Source organism: Pseudomonas sp. Hp2 (genome assembly GCF_006386585.1).
Taxonomy (GTDB): Bacteria; Pseudomonadota; Gammaproteobacteria; order Xanthomonadales; family Xanthomonadaceae; genus Pseudomonas_S; species Pseudomonas_S boreopolis.
This window is the reverse complement of the sequence record NZ_VAHJ01000002.1, coordinates 195,906-219,538: the sequence shown is the minus strand read 5'-3', so window position 1 is coordinate 219,538 and position 23,633 is coordinate 195,906. Positions and strand designations below refer to the sequence as shown.

Annotated in this window: 21 protein-coding genes and 1 pseudogene; 15 read left to right on the top strand and 7 right to left on the bottom strand. The window is 68.7% G+C overall.

The features are described 5' to 3' along the window. Positions 1–133 precede the first annotated feature (133 nt). The 5 genes and pseudogenes from FD678_RS05955 to FD678_RS05935 form a co-directional block, all read right to left on the bottom strand. Positions 134–295: pseudogene (locus FD678_RS05955) on the bottom strand (acyltransferase family protein); the annotation flags it as partial. A 78-nt stretch (positions 296–373) separates the two neighbouring features. After that, the gene (locus tag FD678_RS05950; protein WP_140720379.1) at positions 374–979 is read right to left on the bottom strand and encodes a DUF2058 domain-containing protein; all 606 of its coding nucleotides are present in this window, start codon (positions 977–979) and stop codon (positions 374–376) included. Between the two features lie 124 nt (positions 980–1,103). Continuing rightward, entirely contained in the window at positions 1,104–1,340 is a 237-nt protein-coding gene (locus tag FD678_RS05945) for a SlyX family protein (RefSeq protein ID WP_140721874.1), read from the bottom strand. A 189-nt stretch (positions 1,341–1,529) separates the two neighbouring features. Next, positions 1,530–2,372 (bottom strand): FKBP-type peptidyl-prolyl cis-trans isomerase, encoded by an 843-nt coding sequence (locus FD678_RS05940; protein WP_218569542.1) that lies wholly within the window; start codon positions 2,370–2,372, stop codon positions 1,530–1,532. 271 nt (positions 2,373–2,643) lie between these two features. Next, positions 2,644–3,216, bottom strand: coding sequence for a glutathione peroxidase (locus tag FD678_RS05935; protein ID WP_140720375.1), 573 nt, complete (start codon positions 3,214–3,216; stop codon positions 2,644–2,646). A 378-nt stretch (positions 3,217–3,594) separates the two neighbouring features. Here FD678_RS05935 and FD678_RS05925 point away from each other — a divergent pair, with 378 nt between their 5' ends. The 7 genes from FD678_RS05925 (at position 3,595) to FD678_RS05895 (ending at position 8,805) form a co-directional block, all read left to right on the top strand. Further along, the gene (locus FD678_RS05925; RefSeq protein WP_140720371.1) at positions 3,595–3,957 is read left to right on the top strand and encodes a GntR family transcriptional regulator; all 363 of its coding nucleotides are present in this window, start codon (positions 3,595–3,597) and stop codon (positions 3,955–3,957) included. Next, positions 3,954–4,826: an ABC transporter ATP-binding protein gene (locus FD678_RS05920; protein ID WP_140720369.1), complete on the top strand. Its 873-nt coding sequence runs from the start codon at positions 3,954–3,956 to the stop codon at positions 4,824–4,826. The genes FD678_RS05925 and FD678_RS05920 overlap by 4 nt, the downstream gene beginning before the upstream one ends. After that, positions 4,823–5,818, top strand: a complete 996-nt coding sequence (locus FD678_RS05915; RefSeq protein ID WP_140720367.1) for an ABC transporter permease — start codon at positions 4,823–4,825, stop codon at positions 5,816–5,818. The genes FD678_RS05920 and FD678_RS05915 overlap by 4 nt, the downstream gene beginning before the upstream one ends. Before the next feature lie 58 nt (positions 5,819–5,876). Beyond that, complete coding sequence (locus FD678_RS05910; protein WP_140720365.1) at positions 5,877–6,698, top strand: DUF4097 family beta strand repeat-containing protein; 822 nt, start codon at positions 5,877–5,879, stop codon at positions 6,696–6,698. A 32-nt stretch (positions 6,699–6,730) separates the two neighbouring features. Beyond that, positions 6,731–7,270 carry a DUF2884 family protein gene (locus tag FD678_RS05905; protein ID WP_140720363.1) on the top strand — a complete coding sequence of 180 codons (540 nt, stop codon included), beginning with the start codon at positions 6,731–6,733 and terminating at the stop codon, positions 7,268–7,270. 92 nt (positions 7,271–7,362) lie between these two features. Beyond that, complete coding sequence (locus FD678_RS05900) at positions 7,363–8,202, top strand: DUF5694 domain-containing protein (protein WP_140720347.1); 840 nt, start codon at positions 7,363–7,365, stop codon at positions 8,200–8,202. 177 nt (positions 8,203–8,379) lie between these two features. After that, entirely contained in the window at positions 8,380–8,805 is a 426-nt protein-coding gene (locus FD678_RS05895; RefSeq protein WP_140720344.1) for a hypothetical protein, read from the top strand. 154 nt (positions 8,806–8,959) lie between these two features. Here the strand turns inward: FD678_RS05895 and FD678_RS05890 are convergent, their stop codons facing one another. After that, entirely contained in the window at positions 8,960–10,375 is a 1,416-nt protein-coding gene (locus tag FD678_RS05890; RefSeq protein ID WP_140720342.1) for a class II fumarate hydratase, read from the bottom strand. A 503-nt stretch (positions 10,376–10,878) separates the two neighbouring features. Here FD678_RS05890 and FD678_RS05885 point away from each other — a divergent pair. Continuing rightward, positions 10,879–12,195 (top strand): hemolysin family protein, encoded by a 1,317-nt coding sequence (locus tag FD678_RS05885; RefSeq protein WP_140720340.1) that lies wholly within the window; start codon positions 10,879–10,881, stop codon positions 12,193–12,195. A 175-nt stretch (positions 12,196–12,370) separates the two neighbouring features. On the opposite strand, the gene FD678_RS05880 is transcribed toward FD678_RS05885, so the two are convergent. Then, positions 12,371–13,306 (bottom strand): CAP domain-containing protein, encoded by a 936-nt coding sequence (locus FD678_RS05880; RefSeq protein ID WP_140720337.1) that lies wholly within the window; start codon positions 13,304–13,306, stop codon positions 12,371–12,373. Positions 13,307–13,437: 131 nt separating this feature from the next. On the opposite strand from FD678_RS05880, the gene purB reads away from it, so the two are divergent. The 7 genes from purB to FD678_RS05845 all read left to right on the top strand — a co-directional run bounded on the left by purB (position 13,438) and on the right by FD678_RS05845 (position 23,365). Beyond that, positions 13,438–14,805: an adenylosuccinate lyase gene (gene purB, locus FD678_RS05875; RefSeq protein ID WP_140720335.1), complete on the top strand. Its 1,368-nt coding sequence runs from the start codon at positions 13,438–13,440 to the stop codon at positions 14,803–14,805. An 80-nt stretch (positions 14,806–14,885) separates the two neighbouring features. Continuing rightward, positions 14,886–15,290: a VOC family protein gene (locus FD678_RS05870; RefSeq protein WP_140721871.1), complete on the top strand. Its 405-nt coding sequence runs from the start codon at positions 14,886–14,888 to the stop codon at positions 15,288–15,290. An 87-nt stretch (positions 15,291–15,377) separates the two neighbouring features. Further along, the gene (locus tag FD678_RS05865) at positions 15,378–16,598 is read left to right on the top strand and encodes a ribosomal protein uL16 3-hydroxylase (protein ID WP_140720333.1); all 1,221 of its coding nucleotides are present in this window, start codon (positions 15,378–15,380) and stop codon (positions 16,596–16,598) included. A 388-nt stretch (positions 16,599–16,986) separates the two neighbouring features. Further along, positions 16,987–19,821, top strand: coding sequence for a 2-oxoglutarate dehydrogenase E1 component (locus tag FD678_RS05860; protein WP_218569603.1), 2,835 nt, complete (start codon positions 16,987–16,989; stop codon positions 19,819–19,821). 52 nt (positions 19,822–19,873) lie between these two features. Next, complete coding sequence (gene sucB, locus FD678_RS05855; protein ID WP_140720328.1) at positions 19,874–21,088, top strand: dihydrolipoyllysine-residue succinyltransferase; 1,215 nt, start codon at positions 19,874–19,876, stop codon at positions 21,086–21,088. A 104-nt stretch (positions 21,089–21,192) separates the two neighbouring features. Then, positions 21,193–22,635: a dihydrolipoyl dehydrogenase gene (gene lpdA / locus FD678_RS05850; protein WP_140720326.1), complete on the top strand. Its 1,443-nt coding sequence runs from the start codon at positions 21,193–21,195 to the stop codon at positions 22,633–22,635. A 136-nt stretch (positions 22,636–22,771) separates the two neighbouring features. Beyond that, entirely contained in the window at positions 22,772–23,365 is a 594-nt protein-coding gene (locus tag FD678_RS05845; protein ID WP_140720324.1) for a TIGR00730 family Rossman fold protein, read from the top strand. Positions 23,366–23,633: the final 268 nt, after the last annotated feature.

The window sequence follows — 23,633 nt, the reverse complement described above, 5'->3', positions numbered from 1 at the left end:
CACGGAGCATCGCGGTCGGCAGGCCTATCGTTTGGATCGATCCAATTAGACGGGTTCGCTCGCCCGGACGCATGCCGCACCGCACCATTTCATTGTATGGACGGCGCTCCCCCTCGAAACGCGGGCCTCAGCTTGCGCTGACCACGAAGCCGGAAATGACGAAGAACACGTCCACGCCGGTGAAGCCGCCGGGCAGCCAGCGGGCATCGAGGTGGTAGGCGACGACCGCCAGCACCGCGATCGCGCGCAAGCCGTCGATATGGGCGAAATAGCCATTCCCCTGGCGTGGGTTCATCCCTGCCTCGTCGATCAATGGGTCATCGTTCGGGCCGGACGAGGACGGCCGGCGATCGTTGCCTGGATGGGGCGGCGTCTACCAGACCAGATCGTCCGGTACCTGGTACTTGGGATCGGCGTACGGATCCTCCTCGGCCGGCGCGTCGGGATCCACCTTCAACGCGACCGCGGGCGCGAAGATCGCCTCGGCCTCGGCCAGCACCTGGGCGGTCACCAGCAGGTAGCGGCCATTGAGCTGCACCACGCCCAGCTCGCCGGCATTGAGCGCCTTGAGCTGGTCGGCAGTCACGTAGATGCGCTTAATCTTGCCGCCGTAGGGAAAGTGCCGGGCAATCTCGGCGTCCGCCTGGTTGAGGGCCTTGTCCTTGAGCATCGCTTCCAGCTTCGCGCGCGCCTCTCGGCGCTGGCGCGCCTCTTCCTGCTTGATGCGCTCGGCCTCGATGCGCTCGTCCTTTTCCTTCTGCGCGCGGATCGCATAGGCCTTGGCCAAGTCGATGTCCTCGCGCTCGCGCGGCTTGCCGCCGTGCGGGCGCTTGCCCTTCGCGTGCGCCGGATGCGGCTTGCCGCCTGCCGGCCTGGCGCCCTTGTCGGGGCGTGGACCGCGCTGTTCGGGTTTGCGTTCGGGCTTGGGGGCCGGCTTGAAGCCAAGGCCAAGCAACTGGTCGCGCAGGGAATTGCTCATGGGACGGACAACTCGATGGAACGTCGATGGGACTCGGCGGCCTGGCCGGCCGCGGCGGCCGGGCGGACCCGGTTGGGGCGCCATGGACACCGGGACGGATGCGCATCCCGAGCCCGCGGCGTGCCTAGTAATGCGGTGGCGGCGGCTCGTCCGCCGGATCGGAATACAGGGCCGAGCGCACCTTGCCGAGATCGTCCAGCAGGTGCCGGATCACCTCGGCGTTGCGCGCGCTGGCCATGCGCGCGTCGGCCAGCGCCTCGCTCAGCTCGGCCAGGGCCTGCTCCTGGAACGACAGGCGCATTTCCAGTTCCACCAGCCGCGCCTCGATGGCCTGCTCGCGCGGCGTCATTTCCTCGTGCATGCAGCGAACGACCTCGTCCAATTGCGTCTCGGGCCACGGGGCCCCGTCGATGTCCGGGCGGATCGTACCGATTGCCGCCGGCCAACACCATGCGGCCCCGGTACGCCCGGCCTCCCTGGGAGCCTGCACCGGCCACCGACGGGACCGTCGCCGGTCCCGTCGGTCGCGCGGACAGGGCCTCGCGCGGGATTACGGCAGGATGCCCAGCAGTTCCACGTCGAAGGTCAGGGTCGAATCCGGGCCGATCGGGCCGCCCGGCGTGCCATCGGGACCGTAGGCCAGGTTCGACGGGATCCAGAAGCGGTACTTGGAGCCCACCGGCATCAGCTGCAGGCCCTCGGTCCAGCCCTTGACCACTTGGCCGAGGCCGAACTCGGCCGGTTCGCCGCGCCCGTAGGAGCTGTCGAACACCGTGCCGTCGAGCAGCTTGCCCTCGTAGTTCACGCGCACCTTGCTGGTGGCGGTCGGGCGCTCGCCGCTGCCCTGGCGCAGCACCATGTACTGCAGGCCCGAGGCCGTGGTGATCACGCCCTTCTCGTTCTTGTTCTTGGCCAGGAAGGCATTGCCCTCCTCGCGATTCTTGCTGGCCGCCGCCGCTTGCTTGGCGGCGCCGAAGGCCTGCAGCGTCGCGGCCGCTTCCTGCTGGGTCAGCGCCGGCGTGCCCTTCTCGAACACGGTGCGCACCGCCTGCATCAGCACCGGCAGCTCGATGTCGTCCTGGATGCGCGCCAGCGACGGGCCGACCGCGCGGTCGCCCAGCATCAGGCCCACGTTCTCCTTGGACACCGCCGGCGGCTGGCTGCCCGGCGCCATGCCCGGGACCTGCTGGCCGTTGCGCACCGCGAGCGCGGTACGCAGCGCGGTGTCGGTGGCCTGGGTCTGCTCGTCCGAGAGCAGCGGCTTGCCGCCCTTGAAGGCGTTCTCGATCGCGCGCTGCATGGCGGCCAGGTCGATGTCCTGGGCGATCGGCTCGAACGAGCGCGCCACGTCCAGGCCAATGGCATAGCTGACCTTCTGTCGGTCGGTAGTCAAAGTCTGAGTCTCCTTGCTGGCCGCCGGGGCGGCGGGTTGTTGCGACATTGCAGGCATGGAAACCGACATTGCCACGATCATCAGCGACGCTGCCGCGCCGCGCATTGCCATCTTCATTCGCTGCGATTCCTGGGTGATGAGAACAGCGCCGCCGCCGGCGCAAGTCTGATGTAAATCCCGGCACAGGGATGTGCCGTGCTGTTGTGGGGGACCCACGTCATTGTCGCATGCAGGCGCGGCCGAAGTAGAGCGCCCGGCGCGATGCCGCGGCTCAGCGCGGGCGAGCGGGCGCCGGCGCCCTGAGCTCGCGCTCGATCGCGGCCAGCAAGGCCGGATCGTCGGGACGCACCTTGCTCGGGAACTGCGCCACGACCCGGCCGTCCCGCGCGATCAGGTACTTGTGGAAGTTCCAGCCCGGCACCACGCCGGTGTCGCGGGCCAGGGCCTTGTACAGCGGCGTGGCCTCGCCGCCGACCACGTGCACCTTTTCGAACATCGGGAACTTGACCCCGTAGGTGAGCGTGCAGAACTCCTGGATCTCCTTCTCCGACCCCGGCTCCTGGCCCTTGAAGTCGTTGGAAGGGAAGCCCAGCACCGAGAACCCCTGGGGGGCGAAGCGCTGCTGCAGCGCCTCCAGCCCCTCGTACTGCGGCGTGAAACCGCACTTGCTGGCGGTATTGACCACCAGCAGCACCTTGCCACCGTAACGGGCGTTCAGGTTGACCGGCGTCTTGCCGGCCAGCGGCCGGTAGTCCAGGTCGAGCAGCGTCGCGGCCGACGCCGTCCCGGCGATTGCGAAAAACCCTGCGAATACAACGCTCAACAGCTTCTTGAATACGCTCATGCGGACCCCGGTGCGGAGGTGGCGGGACCGGGCCGCCCCTGTCTTTGGTTGGGTATGACAGCGGGTTGACACCCTGCGTGTCGGTGTTATAGTCACATACAACACCAGTCATCCAGCGCAGGGGGCACCATGTACTCCAGGCTCTTCAAGCGACCGTTTCCGTTGTTGCTGTGTAGCGCCGTACTGCTTTCCGCGGGATACCTGGGAGCCGCTTCCGGTCGGGTCACGGACACCGGCGCCGATTATGGCGCCTCGGAAACGGATCAGGAAAACGCGACGCCCCCCGGGGCCCCGGAGCGGCCTGCACGCCGCCAGCGCGCCTCGATGTCGATGCCCTACTTCTCCTTCGCGCAGATCCTGCGCCCACGGAGCTGACCTATGAGTGACATCCAGTGGAGCGACGGCGCTCCGATCTACCGCCAACTGAAGGAACGCGTCATCGCGATGATGCTGGACGGCATCCTGAAGCCGGGCGATGCCCTGCCCTCGGTACGGCAGGTGGCCGCCGAGTACCAGCTCAATCCGATCACTGTCTCGCGCGCCTACCAGGAACTGGCCGACGAGAACCTGGTGGAAAAGCGCCGCGGGCTGGGCATGTTCATGACCGAGGAAGCGGCGCTCAAGCTGCGTGGCAGCGAGCGCGAGCGCTTCCTCAACGAGGAATGGCCGGCCGTGCTGGAGCGCATCCAGCGGCTGGGATTGAGTCTGGAAGAATTGCTGCCCCCGGGGAAATCCTCATGAACGCCGCACCCGAACACGTCGTATCCGCCCATGGCCTGCGCAAGGCCTACAAGAACAAGCTGGCCCTGGACGGCGCCTCGTTCCAGATCGGCGCCGGCCGCATCGTCGGCCTGATCGGCCCCAACGGCGCCGGCAAGACCACCGCGCTGAAGGCGATCCTGGGCCTGACCCCGTACGAGGGCGAACTGAGCGTGCTGGGCCTGGACCCGCACACCCATCGCGACCGGCTGATGAACGAGGTGTGCTTCATCGCCGACGTGGCGGTGCTGCCGCGCTGGCTGCGGGTCGGCGAGGCGATCGACTTCGTCGCCGGCGTGCACCCGCGCTTCGACCGCGCCAAGTGCGAGCGCTTCCTCGCCAACACCCAGCTCAACTCGAAGCTGCGCGTGCGCGAACTGTCCAAGGGCATGATCGTGCAGCTGCACCTGGCGCTGGTGATGGCGATCGACGCGCGCCTGCTGGTGCTGGACGAACCGACGCTCGGCCTGGACATCCTCTACCGCAAGCAGTTCTACCAGCGCCTGCTGGAGGACTACTTCGACGAGCAGAAGACCATCCTGGTCACCACCCACCAGGTCGAGGAGATCGAGCACATCCTCAGCGACGTGATGTTCATCCGCGACGGCAAGGTGGTGCTGTCGGCCGAGATGGAACACCTCTCCGACCGCTACACCGAGCTGCTGGTGGCCGGCGAGCGCGTGGACGAGGCCCGCGCGCTGCGCCCGATCGACGAGCGCGGCCTGCCCTTCGGCAAGACCGTGATGCTGTTCGACGGCGTCCCCAAGGACCGGCTCGCCGCCCTCGGCGAGACCCGCACGCCCGGCCTCGCCGACCTGTTCGTCGCCATCATGAAGGGGACCTACGCATGAACGCCGTTTCGCTGAAGACGTCCAAGGGCAGCACGTTCGCCTGGCTGCTCAGGCGCGAGTTCTGGGAGAACCGCGGCGGATTCCTCTGGGCGCAGGTGATCACCGGCGGCATCGCGGTGTTCTTCGCCGCGCTCGGCGCGGTGATCAGCGTGATCAGCGCAAGCCACAACATGGTCATCGAGGACGGCAAGGTCCGGATCGACGACGTGCAGGAGTACACCCGCACGCTGGGCTCGATCGGCGACGGCCTCCTGCTGGGCGGCATCGGCATCGCCTCGATCGTGCTCGCCTTCGTGGTGTTCTTCTACGCGCTGGGCAGCCTGTACGACGATCGCCGCGACCGCAGCATCCTGTTCTGGAAGTCGCTGCCGATCTCCGACACCCAGGCCGTGCTCGCCAAGGCCGCCTGGGCCTTGCTGCTCGCGCCGCTGATCGCGATCGTCATCGGCCTGTTGGTCGGCATCGCGCTGTGGCTGATCGCGATGCTGGGAGCGGCCGCCGCCGGCATGCCCAATCCGTGGGCGATGGCGACCCATTCGCATCCGTTCCGGGTGCTCGGACTGGTGGCGATGACCGTGCCGATGGGGCTGCTGTGGTCGCTGCCGACGGTTGGCTGGCTGATGTTCTGCTCGGCCTGGGCAGGCAGCAAGCCGTTCCTGTGGGCGGTCCTGGTGCCCTTGCTGGCCTGCGTGATGATCAGCATCCTCGCCGCGATGCCGGGCGTGCACCTGCCGCTGGGCTGGATCTGGTACATCGTCGCCTATCGCGGCCTGCTGAGCGTGTGGCCGGGTTCCTGGTCGCCGCGCGGCCTGCAGGGCAGTTCGATCGACAGCGACGCCCTCCATGGTCCGGCCGACCTGCTGAGCTGGGCCTTCCAGCACGGCAACCCGGCCAAGGTCTACGGCAGCCCCGATATCTGGATCGGCGCGGTCGTGGGCATCGCCTTCATCGCCGCCGCCATCTACCTGCGCCGCCGCAACGGCGAGATCTGATCCTCCTGCACCGAGATGCGGGGCCGTCGAAGGCCCCGCCACGACCAAGGACATGACCATGCGACTGTTGCTTACCGCTTCCCTGCTGATGCTGGCCGCACCGGCGATGGCCGAGGACCAGTGCAAGTTCAGCGAGCCGCGCTCGCTGGCCCTCGACCTGGCCGGCGCCAGGTCGGTGCTGTTCAAGGTCAACGCCAACGACCTGCACCTGCAGGCCGCCCCCGGCACCGGCAGCGCGCTGAAAGGCCGCGCCTGCGCCTCGAACGAGGACCTGCTGAAGGACCTCAAGGTGACGCAGAGGCGCGAGGGCGACCGCCTGGTCGTCGAGCTCGCCAACGACCGGCCGCTCAAGCTCACGTTGGGCCACAGCTATTCGTACCTCGACATCCAGGCCACCGTGCCGGAAGCGCTGCTGGTGCAGCTCGACGTCGGCTCCGGCGACGCCTGGTCCACCGGCGGCACCGTGCTGAGCGCGGACGTGGGCTCCGGCGACGTCGACATCCGCAACGTCAAGGGCATGGTCACCGCCAAGACCGGCTCGGGCGACCTGAAGCTGCAGGACATCGGCGGCCTCAAGCTGCTCGACGTCGGCTCCGGCGACGTCACCGCCCGCACCGTGCGCGGTCCGGTCGAGGTCGGCGAAGTCGGCTCCGGCGACGTGAAGATCTCCAGCGTCGCAGGCTCGGTCCGCATCGGCCGGATCGGTTCCGGCGACATCGAGCTCGCCGACGTCGACGGCAGCGTCACCGTCGATTCGATCGGATCGGGCGACCTGGGCGTGCGCAACGTATCCGGGAACCTGGAGCTGAGGCGCAAGGGCAGCGGCGACGTGCACCACAGCGGCGTGCGCGGCAGCGTGTCGCTTCCGCGCAAGGATTGAGCGTTCCCACGAACCCACAAGGCATCGTCCCCATGAAACTCCATCGACTCGTCCCGCTCCTGGTACTGACCGTCGCGCTCGCCACCGCCTGCAACCAGTCCGAGACCGCCCGCGTGCAAAGCAAGGACGGCGGCCACAGCATCCTGTTCCGCGACGGCAGCCTCGTGCTCGATGCCGACGGCCTGCCTTCGGCCACGATCACCGCCAGCGGCGACCTGCTGATCGACGGCAAGGCGGTGACGCTGACCGACGCGCAGCGCCAGCTGGCCCTGGACTATCGCAGCCAGCTCGGCGCGATCGCCCAGCAGGGCGTCGAAATCGGCAAGCAGGGCGCCCTGCTCGGCGTGCAGGCCGCCGGCGATGCGCTGAAGGGCGTGCTCAGCGGCGACACCGACAAGATCGGCGAGAAGGTCGAAGCCCAGGCCGACAGGATCAAGGAGCAGGCGCTGAAGATCTGCGACCACCTCGACCGGCTGAAGGCCGCGCAGGACGCCCTCGCCGTCCAGGTACCGGCGTTCAAGCCGTACGCCCACCTCGACACGGACAGCGCCACGGACTGCCGCAAAGGCTGAGCCAGGACCGGGCGACCGCTCCCCACGAAGCCCGCGCGGCTGGGTGTGCGCCGGCGGCGGACTTGCCACCCCCTCATCTCATGGAGATAGAGATGCGTTCGAAGCTCCTCGCCATCCTGTTCGCCGCTTTCGCGGCTTCCGCCATCACCCAGGCCAACGCCCAGTCGGTCACGCCGTATGCCGACTACCTGTTCATCGGCAGCTACCACATGAACAACCCCGGGCGCGACGTGCACAACACCCAGGCGGACGACGTGCTGTCGGAGCGGCGGCAACGCGAGATTGCGGAGGCCGCCAGCCTGATCGAACGCTACCGGCCGACCAGGATCATGCTTGAGGTGGATGGCGAGCAGCAGGAGAAGATCCGCCAGAACTATGCCGAGTCCTGCAAGGGCTCGCGCCCGCTGGGCAGGAGCGAAGCCGAACAGCTCGGGTTCCGGATCGCCTGCAGCCAGGGGCTCGAGCCCGACAAGATCTACGCCGTCGATTCGGACGGCATGGGTGCCATCAAGGACGAGGAGAGCATCAACTACCCGAAGGCCATCGAACGCCATCAGCAGCAGAAACAATACGAGGCGTTTCTGGCGGAAGGAAAAATCTGGGCTGACAACGATCAACGCGTTCTCAACCAGGGTTCCATCCTGGACATGCTGAAGAACCTCAACTCGGACCAATGGCTCCGCAAGAACGCCAGGAGCTACTACCTCGTCGGCCTGTTCGGCACGCCTGACGACCCGATCGGCGCGAATTGGGTGCAGTACTGGTTCGGAAGAAACCTGGCGATCTTCAACAACATCGCCAGGAATACCGCCGAGGGCGACCGCATCCTGGTCATCTACGGGGCCGGACACGGCAACTACTTGCGACAAATGGCCGCAGAATCCGGCATCTATCGCATCCACGAGCCGCTGGACTTGCTTTCGGCCCAGTGAGGCAACCGGCGTGGGCCGGCGACATGCCAGCCCCTGAACGCAGGAGCGGCTTTTGTGGGGAGCGGCTTTAGCCGCGATGGGGCGTTGCCGGTAACGCCCCATCGCGGCTAAAGCCGCTCCCACAAAAAACGGACGGGACCCATAGAATGGCGCAATCTTCCTCCGCGCCGTTCTCCCATGAAGAAACTCCTCCTTCTTTGCCTGGCCGCGCTCCTGCTGCCCGCGCTGGTCGCCTGCGGCCGTTCGTCCTCCGACCGCGCCGAGCGCTCCAAGCCGCGCGTCTCGATCAGCAGCGGCGCCGTGCTGCTGCGCCGCGCGCCGGCCGCCAATGCGCAGATCAGCCCCGACGGCACCCTGCGCATCGACGACATCGTGCTGCCGCAGCAGGCGCCCAACCGCGCCAAGCTGCAATTGCTGTTCGGCCACCTGCAGATGCTGCGCCAGCAAGCGCTGGCCGAGGCCAAGCCCGATCCGGACTATCGCGCGATCCCGGTGCGGTCCACGCCCGAGATCGACCAGCTCAGCGGCGAGTTGCTGCAGGCGATCCCGCCGTTGCAGCCGTACCGCGAGAGTTTCGGCAACCTGCAGGCCGAGCGGCATTGAGGCAGCGCCTGCTCCCCTCCCGGGGAGCGCAGTTCCTTCTCTCACCGGGAGAAGGTGGCGCGAAGCGCCGGATGAGGGTGCGGACGCCGCTTCGCCCGTACCCCTACCCCAACCCCTCTCCCTGAGGGAGAGGGGCCTCAATCGGAGCGCAGCCTCAACCGCCGCCGCCGGCGCCTGCGTGGATGCCGCCTTCCGTCAGCGCGGCCGGATCCAGCAGCCGGCGCAGTTCGGCCTCGGACAGGCCGCTGTCCTCCTTGGCCACGTCCAGCACCGGCCGGTTCTCCTTGTAGGCGCGCTTGGCGATCGCCGCGGCCTTCTCGTAGCCGATCACCGGGTTCAACGCGGTCACCAGGATCGGATTGCGATCCAGCGCGCGCTTGACGTTGTCCTCGCGCACCTTCAGCCCGGCGATCGCCTTGTCGGCCAGCAGCGTCGAGACGTTCGCCAGCAGCCGGATCGAATCCAGCAGGTTGGCGGCGATCAGCGGCAGCGCCACGTTGAGCTGGAAGTTGCCGGTCTGCCCCGCCACGGTGATCGCGGCGTGGTGGCCGATCACCTGCGCGGCGGCCATCACCGTCGCTTCCGGGATCACCGGGTTGACCTTGCCCGGCATGATCGACGAGCCCGGCTGCAACGCGGGCAGCTCGATCTCGCCGAGGCCGGCGAGCGGCCCGGAATTCATCCAGCGCAGGTCGTTCGCGATCTTGATCAGGGCCACCGCCAGCGCGTTGAGCTGGCCGGACAACTCGACCGCGTCGTCCTGCGCGGCCAGCCCTTCGAACTTGTTCCCGGCGCTCTCGAACTTGGTTCCGGCCAGCGCGGTCAGCGCCTTGGCGACCTTGCCGCCGAAGCGCGGGTCGGCATTGATGCCGGTGCCGATCGCAGTGCCGCCCAGCGGCAGCCGGCGCAGGCGCTTGAGGCTGTCCTCGATGCGCTCCTGCGCCGACGCCAGCTGCGCCGACCAGGCGCGGAACTCCTGCCCGAAGGTCAGCGGCATCGCGTCCATCAGGTGGGTGCGGCCGGTCTTGACCACCTTGTCCAGGCTCCTGGCGCGCTTGTCGATGGTCTTGCGCAGGTGCTTGAGCGCCGGCAGCAGCTGTTCCACCACGCCCAGCTGCGCGGAGACGCGGATCGCCGTCGGCACCACGTCGTTGGAGCTCTGGCCCAGGTTGACGTGGTCGTTGGGATGGATGCCGCCCTTGCCCGCGTCCTTGGACGATCGCGACGCCAGCGTCGCGATCACCTCGTTGGCGTTCATGTTCGACGAGGTGCCCGAACCGGTCTGGTAGATGTCGATCGGGAAATGCGCGTCGTGGCGGCCTTCCGCCACGTCCAGCGCGGCGGCCTGGATCGCCTTGGACGCCGCCTTCGGCAACAGGCCGAGTTCGGCGTTGACCTGCGCGGCGGCGGCCTTGATCAGGCCCAGCGCACGGATGAAGCCGCGCGGCATCGGCTGGCCGGACACGGGGAAGTTCTGCACGGCGCGCTGGGTCTGCGCGCCCCACAGCGCATCGGCGGGCACCTGCAGCTCGCCCATGCTGTCGTGTTCGGTCCGGAAACGTTCTTTCATCGGAAACTCCCAGGTTGCGGAATGACGGGACTCGAACCGGAACGATCCTCCCTACGCCCCAATGCTTGGTGAAACGGGGCTCGGGCGTCCGGCAAGGTCGCGGCTGGCGAAGGGCGGGCGTGACCTGCGAAGCATAGCGCCGGGGCGTCCGGTAGGGCGTGTCGTTATGTCCGAGCAGGTCGCGCCGTCGCTGCGCGTGCCGGGTGCGCGCAGCGGCTGCCCCGTGGGTTGGGCCTGGAAAGCCGCCATCCGGCGCCGCGCGGCTTGACCTGACGGCCAGTCAGGCGCCGCGCCATGCAACACCGGCTGACGGCTTTCCAGACCCAACGCGGCCTACTCGGGACATGACGACACGCCCTACAATCGGGATTCCGCACGATTCCATCCCCTTGCATGGACGACGACCCCGACTGTCGATACCGACGACGCAACTCCTCCCGCTTCCGCCCTCGCACCGCTTGCGACGCGCCCCTCGGAACCGCCCCGGCACGAGGTGACGCGCGATGATCGGCAACCTGCTTCTCCTGCTGCTGGCCCTGCTGCTGGTGGCGCTCAACGGCTTCTTCGTCGCCGCCGAATTCGCCCTGGTCAAACTGCGCCATACCCAGGCCGTCGGCCTGGCGCGCGACCAGGGCTGGCGCGGCCGCCTGCTGCTCAGCGTGCACGGCCACCTGGACGCCTACCTATCGGCCTGCCAGCTCGGCATCACGCTCGCTTCGCTCGGCCTGGGCTGGGTCGGCGAGCCCGCCTTCGCCCACCTGCTGCAACCGCTGTTCGACGCGATCGGGCTGGCGCCGGAAACCGCGAGCATGGTCGCCTTCGTGGTCGCCTTCGGCACGATCTCGTTCCTGCACATCGTGCTCGGCGAACTGGCGCCCAAGTCGATGGCGATCCGCCGCCCCGACCAGATGTCGCTGTGGACCGCGGCGCCGCTGTACCTGTTCTACTGGCTGATGTACCCGGCGATCCAGCTGCTCAATGCCAGCGCAAACGGGTTGCTGCGCGCGCTCGGCTGGGAACGGCCCGGCCACCAATCGCACCGCTACAGCCGCGAGGAACTCAAGCTGATCGTCGGCCGCCAGCAGCCGGACCAGCCGCACGACGACGGCCTGTCGCTGATGAGCTCGGCGCTGGAACTGCCCGACCTGGTCGCCGGCGACCTGATGCGCAGCCGCGACCACCTGCGCGCGTTGCGCGAAGGCATGGACTTGCCGCAGGTGCTGGCCGAGTTCGCCGAATCCCGCTACAGCCGTTATCCGTGGTTCGCGCGCGACGGCGAGGACGTGCTCGGCGTGCTGCACACCAAGGACCTGCTGGTGGCGATGGCGGCCGGCAATCAAGCGCCGGAACCGGCCGGCCTGCTGCGCGCACCCACGCTGGTGCCCGTGCAGGCGCCGGTGCCGCAGGTGCTGGAACGCTTCCGTAGCGGCGCCACGCATCTGGCGCTGTGCACCGACGAGCATGGCCGGGTGATGGGTTTCTTCACCCTGGAAGACCTGCTGGAAGTGGTGGTCGGCGAGATCGAGGACGAGCACCTGCACGCCAGCACCGACGCCCCGACCCGCACCGGCGACGGCTCGTTGCGGGTGGCCGGCAGCATTTCGCTGTTCCGGCTGGAGCGGCTGCTCGGCCAGGACATCGCGGCGCCTGACCACATCAACTCGGTCGGCGGCTTGATCGTGCACACCCTGCAGCGCCTGCCCGAGCAGGACGAGAGCGTGGAACTGGACGGCCTGCGGCTGACCGTGCGCCGGCTGGCCGGGCACCGCATCCAGGCCGTGGACGTGGCCCGGCAAGCAGCGTTGGACCTCGCCGAGTAGCGGCACCGTCGTGCCGGAAGGCGGCTCGGCAAGACGCGGTTCTTCCGGCTCGCGTTTTTCGCCATCGGCATACCCACCGTCGTCCCCGCGCAGGCGGGGACGACGAAGTTGGAGATTGCCCGAACCGATGCCGGCCCGGTCCGGCCCGATCGAAACCGCCGCTTCCGCACGCCCCTTACGGCACGACCCGGAACCCGTAGCGGAATTCGCGCAGCTCACCGGCCACGCCCACCCCATCGACCACCACGTCGTAACGGATACCCGGGCGCAGCCCGGCCACGCGGAACTGCAGGTTGTTCGGCAGGCCGTAGTACTCGTTGTCGTAGCGCAGGGCCAGCAGCGGCAGCACGTTGCCGTCCGGATCGCGCACCTGCACCCGGGCCTGCCGGTAGTCCACCTCGTGGTTGGCGCCGCCGGGACGGCTGGGATCGACCAGCAGCGAGAACGAGAGCCAGGCGTTCGGATCGAAGTAGCGCCCCGGGTAATCGCCGACCGGCCAGGCCACCACCTCGCCGCCCCCGCGCAGGGGTTCGGCATTGGAGCCGCGTTCCAGTCGCAGCGCCGCCGCTCCGCTCTGCATGCCGTTGGCGAGCGGCCCGGCCACCCAGGCGAAGGCGACCTCGCGCAGGAACGGATCGAGCAGCCAGCGCCGGTGGCCCAGTCCGTCGGCGACCAGGTTGTTGGTATCGCTCAGCCAGCGGGCGACGATGTCGTCCGCGCTCCCCATCGCCGGCAGCGGGGACACGGCGCCGCCGTAGAGCAGGCTGGTACGCGCGCCCTGCTGGGCCAGCGGCGATGCGCAGCGCCAGTCCGGCGCGGGCATGTGGCTGAGGGCGCCATTGGCGGCCATCACCAGGGCCGCGGCGTCGGCCTGGGCCTGCAGCTGGGGCGCATAGGCCACCGGGGCCAGGCCGTGCAGGGTGCGCAGCTGGTTGACCAGGTCCAGCACCCGCTGCCGGGTCGCCTCGCTCAGCCGGCCGGGCTCGCAGGTGGGGATATCGGGACGGACCTGGTATGGCAGGGCGATCGCCGCCGGTACGGCGGCCTGGAGCGGGGAAATCAGGAACGACGCGGACAGCAACGGCAAACGGACGAATACGTGGCGGTACATGGAAGGACATGGAGGGGAATGCGGGCACCACGCACGACGGGCGCCGCGCCATGCCGGTATCCGCCGGCACGGCCGCCGCCCGCGCCGGGCGGCGTAGAATACGCGCCCCGCCCGTTTCCAGCTCCTGCCCCATGTCGGATTCCGCCCTGCTCGCCCTGTCCCCGCTCGACGGCCGCTACGCCACCAAGGTCGACGCCCTGCGCCCGATCTTTTCCGAGTACGGCCTGATCCGCGCCCGCGTGAAGGTCGAGATCGAATGGCTGCTGGCGCTGGCCGCCGAGCCCGGCATCGCCGAGCTGAAGGACTTCAGCGAGGCCGGCAAGGCCAGGCTGCGCGCCCTGGCCTCCGGCTTTTCCGTCGAGCACGCCGCCCGCGTGAAGCAGATCGAGCGCACCACCAACCACGACGTCAAGGCGGTGGAGTACTTCATCAAGGAGCAGCTCAAGGACGATGCCGAGCTCGGCCCGGCGCTGGAGTTCGTGCACTTCGCCTGCACCAGCGAGGACATCAACAACCTGTCCTACGGGCTGATGCTGGACCAGGCCCGCCGCGAGGTGCTGGTGCCGGCGCTGCAAGGCATCGCCGCCTCGCTGCGCGCCCTCGCCCACGCCCAGGCCGGCCAGCCGATGCTCTCGCGCACCCACGGCCAGACCGCCTCGCCGACCACGCTCGGCAAGGAGATCGCCAACGTCGTGGCGCGCCTGGAACGCCAGGTCGGGCAGATCGGCGCGGTCGAGCTGACCGGCAAGATCAACGGCGCGGTCGGCAACTACAACGCGCACGTCGCCAGCTACCCGGACGTGGACTGGCCGGCCTTCGCGCAGCGCTTCGTCGAAGGCCTGGGCCTGGTGTTCAACCCGTACACCACCCAGATCGAGCCGCACGACAACGTCGCCGAGATCGGCGACGCGACCCGTCGCGCCAACACCATCCTGGTCGACCTGGCGCGCGACATCTGGGGCTACATCTCGCTGGGCTACTTCAAGCAGAAGCTCAAGGAAGGCGAAGTCGGCTCCTCGACCATGCCGCACAAGGTCAACCCGATCGACTTCGAGAACGCCGAGGGCAACTTCGGCCTGGCCAACGCCCTGTTCGAGCATTTCTCGGCCAAGCTGCCGATCAGCCGCTGGCAGCGCGACCTCACCGACTCGACCGTGCTGCGCGCGCTCGGCACCGCGTTCGGCCACACCCAGGTGGCGCTGGAATCGCTGGCCAAGGGCCTGGGCAAGCTGGAAGTGAACCCGCAGCGCCTGGACGCCGACCTCGACGCCGCCTGGGAAGTGCTGGCCGAGGCGGTGCAGACCGTCATGCGCCGCCACGGCCTGCCCAATCCGTACGAACAGCTCAAGGCCCTGACCCGCGGCCAGGGCATCACCGCCGAATCGATGCGCGCCTTCGTCGAGTCGCTTGAACTGCCCGCGGCCGACAAGCAGCGCCTGCGCGAACTGACGCCCGGCGCCTACACCGGCCTGGCCGAGCGACTGGCGCGCGCGATCTGAATCCACGGCATGGCCCGCCCGCGCGGGCCATGCCGTTTCCCGGGCACGCCGGTCCCGGCCACGACCGCGAGGAAGCGAAGATGCAGTTGCTGGTCAACCTCGACGTCCCCGACCTGGCCCGGGCCGAAGCCGTCTATCGGCAGGCCTTCGGCCTGGCCACCGGCCGCCGCCTCGGGAGCGGGTGCCTGGAACTGCTCGGCGCCGCCGTGCCGGTCTACCTGCTGGAGCAGCCGCCCGGCACCATCGCCGCCATGGACCGGCCGCGCGACTACGCCCGCCACTGGACGCCGCTGCATCTGGACGTGGTCGTGGACGATCTCGACGCCGTCCTGGACCGCGCGCTACGCGCCGGCTTCATCCAGGAAGGCGGCATCCGCGAGGCGGCCTGGGGCCGGCTCGTGCGGCTCGCCGATCCGTTCGGCCACGGCTGGTGCCTGCTGCAGTTCCTCGGCCGCGGCTACGACGAGATCGCCGATCCCGCCTGACGGCGGCGCCCACGGCGCAAGCCAGGCCGCCTCGTGCTGGGCGACAATGGCGCCCCCATGGCGCCGCGCGCCTTCCGCGACCTTGCAATGAAGAAGACTTCCAATCCTCTGCCCTTCGAGATCCAGGCCACCCGCCAGCACCCGCTGGGCATGCCCGCCGACCGCTTCCTGCGCGACTACTGGCACAAGCGGCCGCTGCTGGTCCGCAATGCCTTCCCGGATTTCCGGACCCCGGTGACGCCCGAGGACCTGGCCGGCCTGGCCTGCGAGGACGGCGTGCTCGCCCGCCTGATCCGCCACGACCGGGGCAGCGACGACTGGAGCGTGCGCAGCGGCCCGTTCCAGGAAGAGGATTTCCCGGGCCTGCCCGACCACGACTGGACCCTGCTGGTGCAGGACGTCGACAAGTGGGACCCGGACGTGCGCATCCTGCTGGAGCAGTTCCGCTTCCTGCCGCGCTGGCGCATCGACGACGTCATGATCAGCTTCGCCGCCACCGGCGGCTCGGTCGGCGCGCACGTGGACCACTACGACGTGTTCCTGCTGCAGGCCCACGGCCACCGCCGCTGGCAGATCGACGCGAGCGCCGCGATGGGCCGCAAGGCACCCGACCTGGCCTTCCGCGACGACGTGGACATCAAGCTGCTGCGCACGTTCCGCCCGACCCACGACTGGGTGCTGGCGCCCGGCGACATGCTCTACCTGCCGCCGCTGGTGCCGCACCACGGCGTCGCCGAGGATCCGTGCCTGACCTTCTCGATCGGCATGCGCGCGCCCTCGTCGGCGGAGCTGATCGGCGACTACCTGGACACCCTCGTCGCCGAAGCGGACGAGGCCGTCCGCTACCACGACGAGGACCTCGCCGTGCCGGCCGACCCCTGGGAAATCGACACCGCGGCGATGGGCCGGGCGATCGCGGCGCTCAATGCGCTGCGCATGAACGATCCGGACAAGCTCGGCGACTGGTTCGGCCGCTTCATCACCACCTACCGCGCCTCGGGCGAGGTGATGCCCGCGCCGGACGCGCCCGACCGCGCCGCGCTCGAGCGGGCCCTGGCCGAAGGCTTGTCGCTGCACCGCCATCCCTGGTCGCGCGTGGCCTGGCGCCGGGCCAAACGCGGGGCCACGCTGTTCTGCACGGGCCTGTCGTACCCGCTCACCGTCGCCGATGCGCAACTGCTGGCGGAGCGGGAGACCCTCGACGCCGGCGACTACGCGCGGCTCTCGGAGAAGGGCCGGGCCGCGCTCGCGGACCTGGTCGCGGCCGGGCACTACCAGCCTGCCGGCACCGAAGACGAGGCCGGTTGACCGTCGCCCGGATGCCGCCGCCGTTCCCGCGAAGCGCCTCCGCGGGAACGGCGCCGCTCGAGCCCGCTCGCCTGTCTGCCTCCTGACCGGGCGGATTACTACTTTGGTCCAACGCACCCGGATTCCTGCCGCATCCCGTGCAGGCCAGCGGCGCGACCCGGGCCGCCATCCGCTCCCGGCGAAGCGAAAAAAGCAGGGTTATCCGCGCGTTTCCCGCCGGCTGCGTCCGGTCTGGCCGCGCCTTCCACGATATCCGCGCCATATCGCCCCATACCTGTTCCACACATCTGCGCTGTAGATGCGGGGGTATACTTTTTCGGCTTCATCCAGGCCCGGCGCGTGCCGTACCGGGCGCAGACCGCATCCAAGCCATCCCACCCGACCTACGATCGTGGACAATCTACTAAAGCAGTTCGCGCAGTCTTCGCAGCTCGCCGGCGGCAATGCCGCCTATATCGAGGACCTCTACGAGCAGTACCTCGTCTCCCCCGACAGCATCGATCCCAAGTGGAAAGCCTACTTCGACGGTTTCAAGGGCCGCGAAGCCGGCGACATCCCGCACTCGGCGGTCGTCGCCCACATCGCCGAAGCGGCCAAGCAGGCCCTGAACGACGGCATCGGCGGGGGGAGCGGTCCGAGCGACGAACGCGAACGCAACGTCGGTCGCCTGATCACCGCCTACCGCTCGCGCGGCCACCTCGGCGCCCGCCTGGACCCCCTCGGCCTGACCCCGCCGCTCAACCCGCCGGACCTGGACCTGCCCTTCCATAACCTGTCGCAGTCGGACCTGGACACCGAGTTCAGCACCGGCGGCGTCGGCGGCCAGCCGCGCATGAAGCTGCGCGACCTGTTCGCGCGCCTGAAGAGCACCTACAACGGCAGCATCGGCTCGGAGTTCATGTACATCTCCGACGTCGAGCAGCGCCAGTGGATCTACCAGCGCCTGGAGCAGGACGGCGGCAGGTACAAGGCCAGCGCCGAGACCCGCAAGCGCATGCTCGAGCGGCTCACCGCCGCCGAGGGTCTGGAGCGCTACCTGCACACCAAGTACGTCGGCCAGAAGCGCTTCTCGCTGGAAGGCGGCGACTCGCTGATCCCGATGATGGACGTGCTGGTGCGCCGCGCCGGCGAGGAGCGCGTGCGCGACGTGGTGATCGGCATGGCCCACCGCGGCCGCCTGAACGTGCTGATCAACACGCTCGGCAAGAACCCGCGCAAGCTGTTCGACGAGTTCGAGGGCAAGTTCGAGCACGCCCACGACGACCGTGCCCACACCGGCGACGTGAAGTACCACATGGGCTTCTCCGCCGACGTGGCCACCCCGGGCGGCCCGCTGCACCTGGCGCTGGCGTTCAACCCCTCGCACCTGGAGATCGTCGACCCGGTCGTCGCCGGTTCGGTGCGCTCGCGCCAGGAGCGCTACGGCGATGCCGACCGCAGCCGCGTGCTGCCGATCCTGATCCACGGCGACGCCGCCCTGGCCGGCCAGGGCGTGGTGATGGAACTGCTGCAGATGTCGCAGGCGCGCGGTTTCGCCATCGGCGGCACCTTGCACATCGTGATCAACAACCAGGTCGGCTTCACCACCAGCCGCGTCGACGACGCGCGCTCGACCCTGTACTGCACCGACGTGGCCAAGATGGTCGAAGCGCCGGTGTTCCATGTCAACGGCGACGACCCGGACGCGGTGGCCTACGTCACCGAGCTGGCCTACGACTTCCGCCAGAAGTTCAAGAAGGACGTCTTCATCGACCTGGTCTGCTACCGCCGCTGGGGCCACAACGAGGCCGACGAGCCGGCGGTCACGCAGCCGGTGATGTACCAGATCATCCGCAAGCACCAGACCACCCGCGAGCTGTACGCGGCGCAACTGGAGAAGGACGGCGTGATCCAGCCGGGCGAGGCCCAGGCGCTGGTCGACGCCTACCGCGGCAAGCTCGATTCGGGCGAGTACACCACCGAGCTGGCGCCGCGCCGCGAGGACGAGTTCGCGATCGACTGGTCCAAGTACCTGACCGGCAGCCTGAAGGACAAGATCGACACCGGCTACGACAAGTCCAAGCTGGTCAAGCTGGCCGAGGTCATCAACACGATCCCGGCCGGGATCGAGATGCACAACCGCGTCAAGAAGATCTACGAAGACCGCGCCAAGATGAGCACCGGCGACCTGCCGGCCGACTGGGGCTTCGCCGAGAACCTGGCCTACGCCACCCTGCTCGAGGAAGGCCACCGCCTGCGCCTGGTGGGCGAGGACGCCGGCCGCGGCACGTTCTTCCACCGCCACGCGATCATCCACGACCAGAAGACCGACGAGTACTACCTGCCGCTGCGCCAGCTGGTGCAGAACCCGGACGACGCCACCGTGATCGACTCGCTGCTCAGCGAGGAGGCGGTGATGGGCTTCGAGTACGGCTACTCGACCACCGACCCGAACACGCTGTGCATCTGGGAAGCGCAGTTCGGCGACTTCGCCAACGGCGCCCAGGTCGTGATCGACCAGTTCATCGCCGCCGGCGAGGCCAAGTGGAGCCGCCTCAGCGGCCTGGTGCTGCTGCTGCCGCACGGCTACGAAGGCCAGGGTCCGGAGCACAGCTCGGCGCGCCTGGAGCGCTTCCTGCAGTTGTGCGCGATGGAGAACATGCTGGTCTGCACCCCGACCACGCCGGCCCAGTGCTTCCACATGCTGCGCCGCCAGCTGTGCATGACCACCCGCAAGCCGCTGGTGGTGATGTCGCCCAAGTCGCTGCTGCGCCACAAGCTGGCCGTGTCCACCCTGGACGAGCTGGCCACCGGCGAGTTCCAGCACATCATCGGCGACGCCGTGGCCGATCCGGCCAAGGTCAAGCGCGTGGTGGTCTGCTCGGGCAAGGTCTACTACGACCTGCTGGAAGACGCCCAGAAGCGCGGCCAGGACGACGTGGCGATCATCCGCGTGGAGCAGCTGTACCCGTTCCCGCGCGCCCTGCTCGCCGCCGAGCTGGCCAAGTACGGCAACGCCACCGACGTGGTGTGGGCGCAGGAAGAGCCCCAGAACCAGGGCGCCTGGTACCAGATCAAGCACCACCTGCAGGCCGTCCTGCCGAAGGGCCGCGAGCTGCACTACGCCGGCCGCGCGCGCTCGGCCTCCCCGGCCGCCGGCCACATGGCCGAGCACGTCGAGGAGCTCAAGCAGCTGCTGGCCGACGCGCTGGTCAATCCGTTCAACGACCAGGTCGCTGAATAAGAATCCCCCTTCACCTTTCCCAAGAAACAAGAAACCCTAGGACGCCCCGCAAATGGCCACCGAAGTCAAAGTCCCGGTACTGCCCGAATCCGTCTCCGACGCCACCATCGCCAGCTGGCACAAGAAGGCCGGCGAAGCGGTCAAGCGCGACGAGAACCTGGTCGACCTGGAGACCGACAAGGTCGTTCTGGAAGTCCCGTCGCCCGTCGACGGCGTGCTGAAGGAAATCAAGTTCGACACCGGCAGCACCGTGACCAGCAACACCGTGCTGGCGATCATCGAGGAAGGCGCCACTGCCGCCGCGGCCCCGGCCGCGCCGGCCGCCGAGGAGAAGAAGGCCGAGGCCCCGGCTCCTGCCGCGGCCCCCGCTCCGGCCAAGGCGGCCGCCGCCCCGGCCCCGGCCGCCAAGTCGGCCGCCGACGGCCTGCCGCCGGGCGCCCGCTTCACCGCGATCACCGAGGGCGTGGACCCGGCCGAGGTCGAAGGCACCGGCCGCCGCGGCGCGGTGACCAAGGAGGACATCGTCAACTACGCCCGCAACGGCGGGGCCGGCAAGGCCGCCGGCGCGCGCCCGGAAGAGCGCGTGCCGATGACCCGCATCCGCAAGCGCATCGCCGAGCGCCTGATGCAGTCGAAGAACTCGACCGCGATGCTGACCACCTTCAACGAGGTCAACCTCGCCAAGGTCTCGGCCGCGCGCAAGGAACTGCAGGAAGAGTTCCAGAAGGCGCACGGCATCAAGCTCGGCTTCATGAGCTTCTTCGTGAAGGCCGCCGCCAACGCCCTGCAGCGCTTCCCGCTGGTCAACGCCTCGATCGACGGCGACGACATCATCTACCACGGCTACAGCGACATCTCCATCGCCGTGTCGACCGACAAGGGCCTGGTGACGCCGGTGCTGCGCAACGTCGAGCGCATGTCCTTCGCCGACATCGAGAAGGGCATCGCCGACTACGCCAAGAAGGCGCGCGAAGGCAAGCTGAGCCTGGAGGAACTGCAGGGCGGCACCTTCACCGTCACCAACGGCGGCACCTTCGGCTCGCTGCTGTCGACCCCGATCGTCAACCCGCCGCAGAGCGCGATCCTGGGCATGCACGCGATCAAGGAGCGCCCGATCGCCGAGAACGGCCAGGTCGTGATCGCCCCGATGATGTACCTGGCGCTGTCCTACGACCACCGCATCATCGACGGCAAGGACTCGGTGCAGTTCCTGGTCGACATCAAGAACCAGCTGGAGAACCCGGGCCGGATGCTGTTCGGCCTGTGATAAAGCCGTGATTCGTGATTCGTGAATGGTGATTCGCAAAGGCGACGCCATTCCCGCTTCAACGAATCACGAATCACGAATCACGAATCACGTGAGCCAATGAAATGAGCGAACAACAGCAATACGACGTCATCGTCATCGGTGCCGGCCCGGCCGGCTACCACGCCGCCATCCGCGCCGCCCAGCTGGGCATGAAGGTCGCCTGCGTCGACGCGGCGCTCGGCAAGGACGGCAAGCCCGCCCTCGGCGGTACCTGCCTGCGCGTGGGCTGCATCCCGTCCAAGGCGCTGCTGGATTCCTCGCGCCAGTACTGGAACATGGGCCACCTGTTCGGCGAGCACGGCATCACCTTCAAGGACGCCAAGATCGACGTGGCGGCGATGGTCGGCCGCAAGGACAAGATCGTGAAGCAGTTCACCGGCGGCATCGCGATGCTGTTCAAGGCGAACAAGGTCACGCCGTACTACGGCTTCGCCCAGCTGCAGCCGGGCAACGTGGTCAAGGTCAAGCAGCACGAAGGTGGCGAGGTCGAGCTGAAGGCCGCCAACGTGATCCTGGCCGCCGGCTCGGATTCGATCGAGCTGCCGTTCGCCAAGTTCGACGGCGAGACCATCGTCGACAACGTCGGCGCGCTGGACTTCACCGAAGTGCCCAAGCGCCTGGCGGTGATCGGCGCCGGCGTGATCGGCCTGGAGCTGGGCAGCGTGTGGAAGCGCCTGGGCGCCGAGGTCACCATCCTCGAGGCGCTGCCGGACTTCCTGGCCGCCGCCGACGCCGAGGTCGCCAAGACCGCGGCCAAGGAGTTCAAGAAGCAGGGCCTGGACATCAAGCTGGGCGCCAAGGTCAGCAAGACCGAGGTCACCGGCAAGGGGGCCAACAAGGAAGTGGTCGTCACCTACGCCGACGCCGAGGGCGAGAAGACCCTGACCGTGGACAAGCTGCTGGTGGCCGTCGGCCGCCGCGCCGCCACCAAGGGCCTGCTGGCCGAAGGCACCGGCGTCAAGCTCAACGAGCGCGGCCAGATCGAGGTCGACGAGCACTGCCACACCGGCGTCGACGGGGTCTGGGCGATCGGCGACTGCGTGCGCGGCCCGATGCTGGCGCACAAGGGCTTCGAGGAAGGCATCGCCGTGGCCGAGCTGATCGCCGGCCTGCCTGGCCACGTCAACTTCGACACGATCCCGTGGGTGATCTACACCGAGCCGGAAATCGCCTGGGTCGGCAAGACCGAGCAGCAGCTCAAGGCCGAAGGCGTGCCGTACAAGGCCGGCAGCTTCCCGTTCGCGGCCGTCGGCCGTGCGGTGGCGATGGCCGAGCCGGCCGGCTTCGTGAAGGTGCTGGCGCATGCCGAGACCGACCGCGTGCTGGGCCTGCACCTGGTCGGCGTCAACGTCTCCGAGCTGGTCCACGAGGGCGTGCTGACGATGGAGTTCAGCGGCTCGGCCGACGACCTGGCGCGCATCTGCCACGCCCACCCGACCCTGTCGGAGGCGATCCACGATGCCGCGATGGCGGTGTCCAAGCGCGCCATCCACAAGGCGAACTGAAGCCGGGATCCGTGTTTCGGGATTGGGGATTCGCCAGAGCCCCCATTCCCGGATCGCCCTCCCGGACTTCCCCGACGCCGGGCCCAGGCCCGGCGTCCGCTTTTACGAATCCCCTATCCCCAACCCCGAATCCCCGATGAAAAGCATCTGCGTCTACTGCGGCTCCAACGCCGGCAACAAGCCCATCTACGCCGAGCGAGCCATCGCGCTGGGCCAGCGCATCGCCCGCGACGGCCTGCGGCTGGTCTATGGCGGCGGCAACGTCGGCTTGATGGGGCTCGTCGCCAACGCGGTGCTCGAAGCCGGCGGCGAAGTCACCGGCGTGATCCCTCAGCAGCTCGCCGACTGGGAAGTCGCGCACCGCGGGCTGACCGAACTGCAGGTCGTCGGCTCGATGCACGAGCGCAAGATGCGCATGTTCGACCTGTCCGACGCGTTCGTCGCCCTGCCCGGCGGCTTCGGCACGATGGACGAGATGTTCGAGATGCTGACCTGGCGCCAGCTCGGCATCGGCAACAAGCCCTGCGCGTTCCTGGACGTGGAGGATTTCTATGCGCCGCTGATCGGCATGATCGACCGCATGGTCGAAGAACGCTTCCTGCATCCGGCGCAGCGCGCCGACCTCTGGCACGGCTCGGACATCGACGCGATGCTGGAATGGATGCGGGGGTACACGCCGGCGCAGGCGGACAAGTGGATCGACGAGAAGCGCCAGAAAGCGCTCCGTTGAGCCAAGCGATACGATCCCGGCGCGTGGCGACGCGCCAACCCGTTCGGCGCCTCCCTGCCACTGCGGCGCGGATCGACGAGAAGCGCCAGAAAGCGCTCCGTTGAGCCAGGCGGTACGATCCCGGCGCGTGGCGACGCGCCAACCCGTTCGGCGCCTCCCTGCCACTGCGGCGCGGATCGACGAGAAGCGCCAGAAAGCGCTCCGTTGAGCCAGGCGATACGATCCCGGCGCGTGGCGACGCGCCAACCCGTTCGGCGCCTCCCTGCCA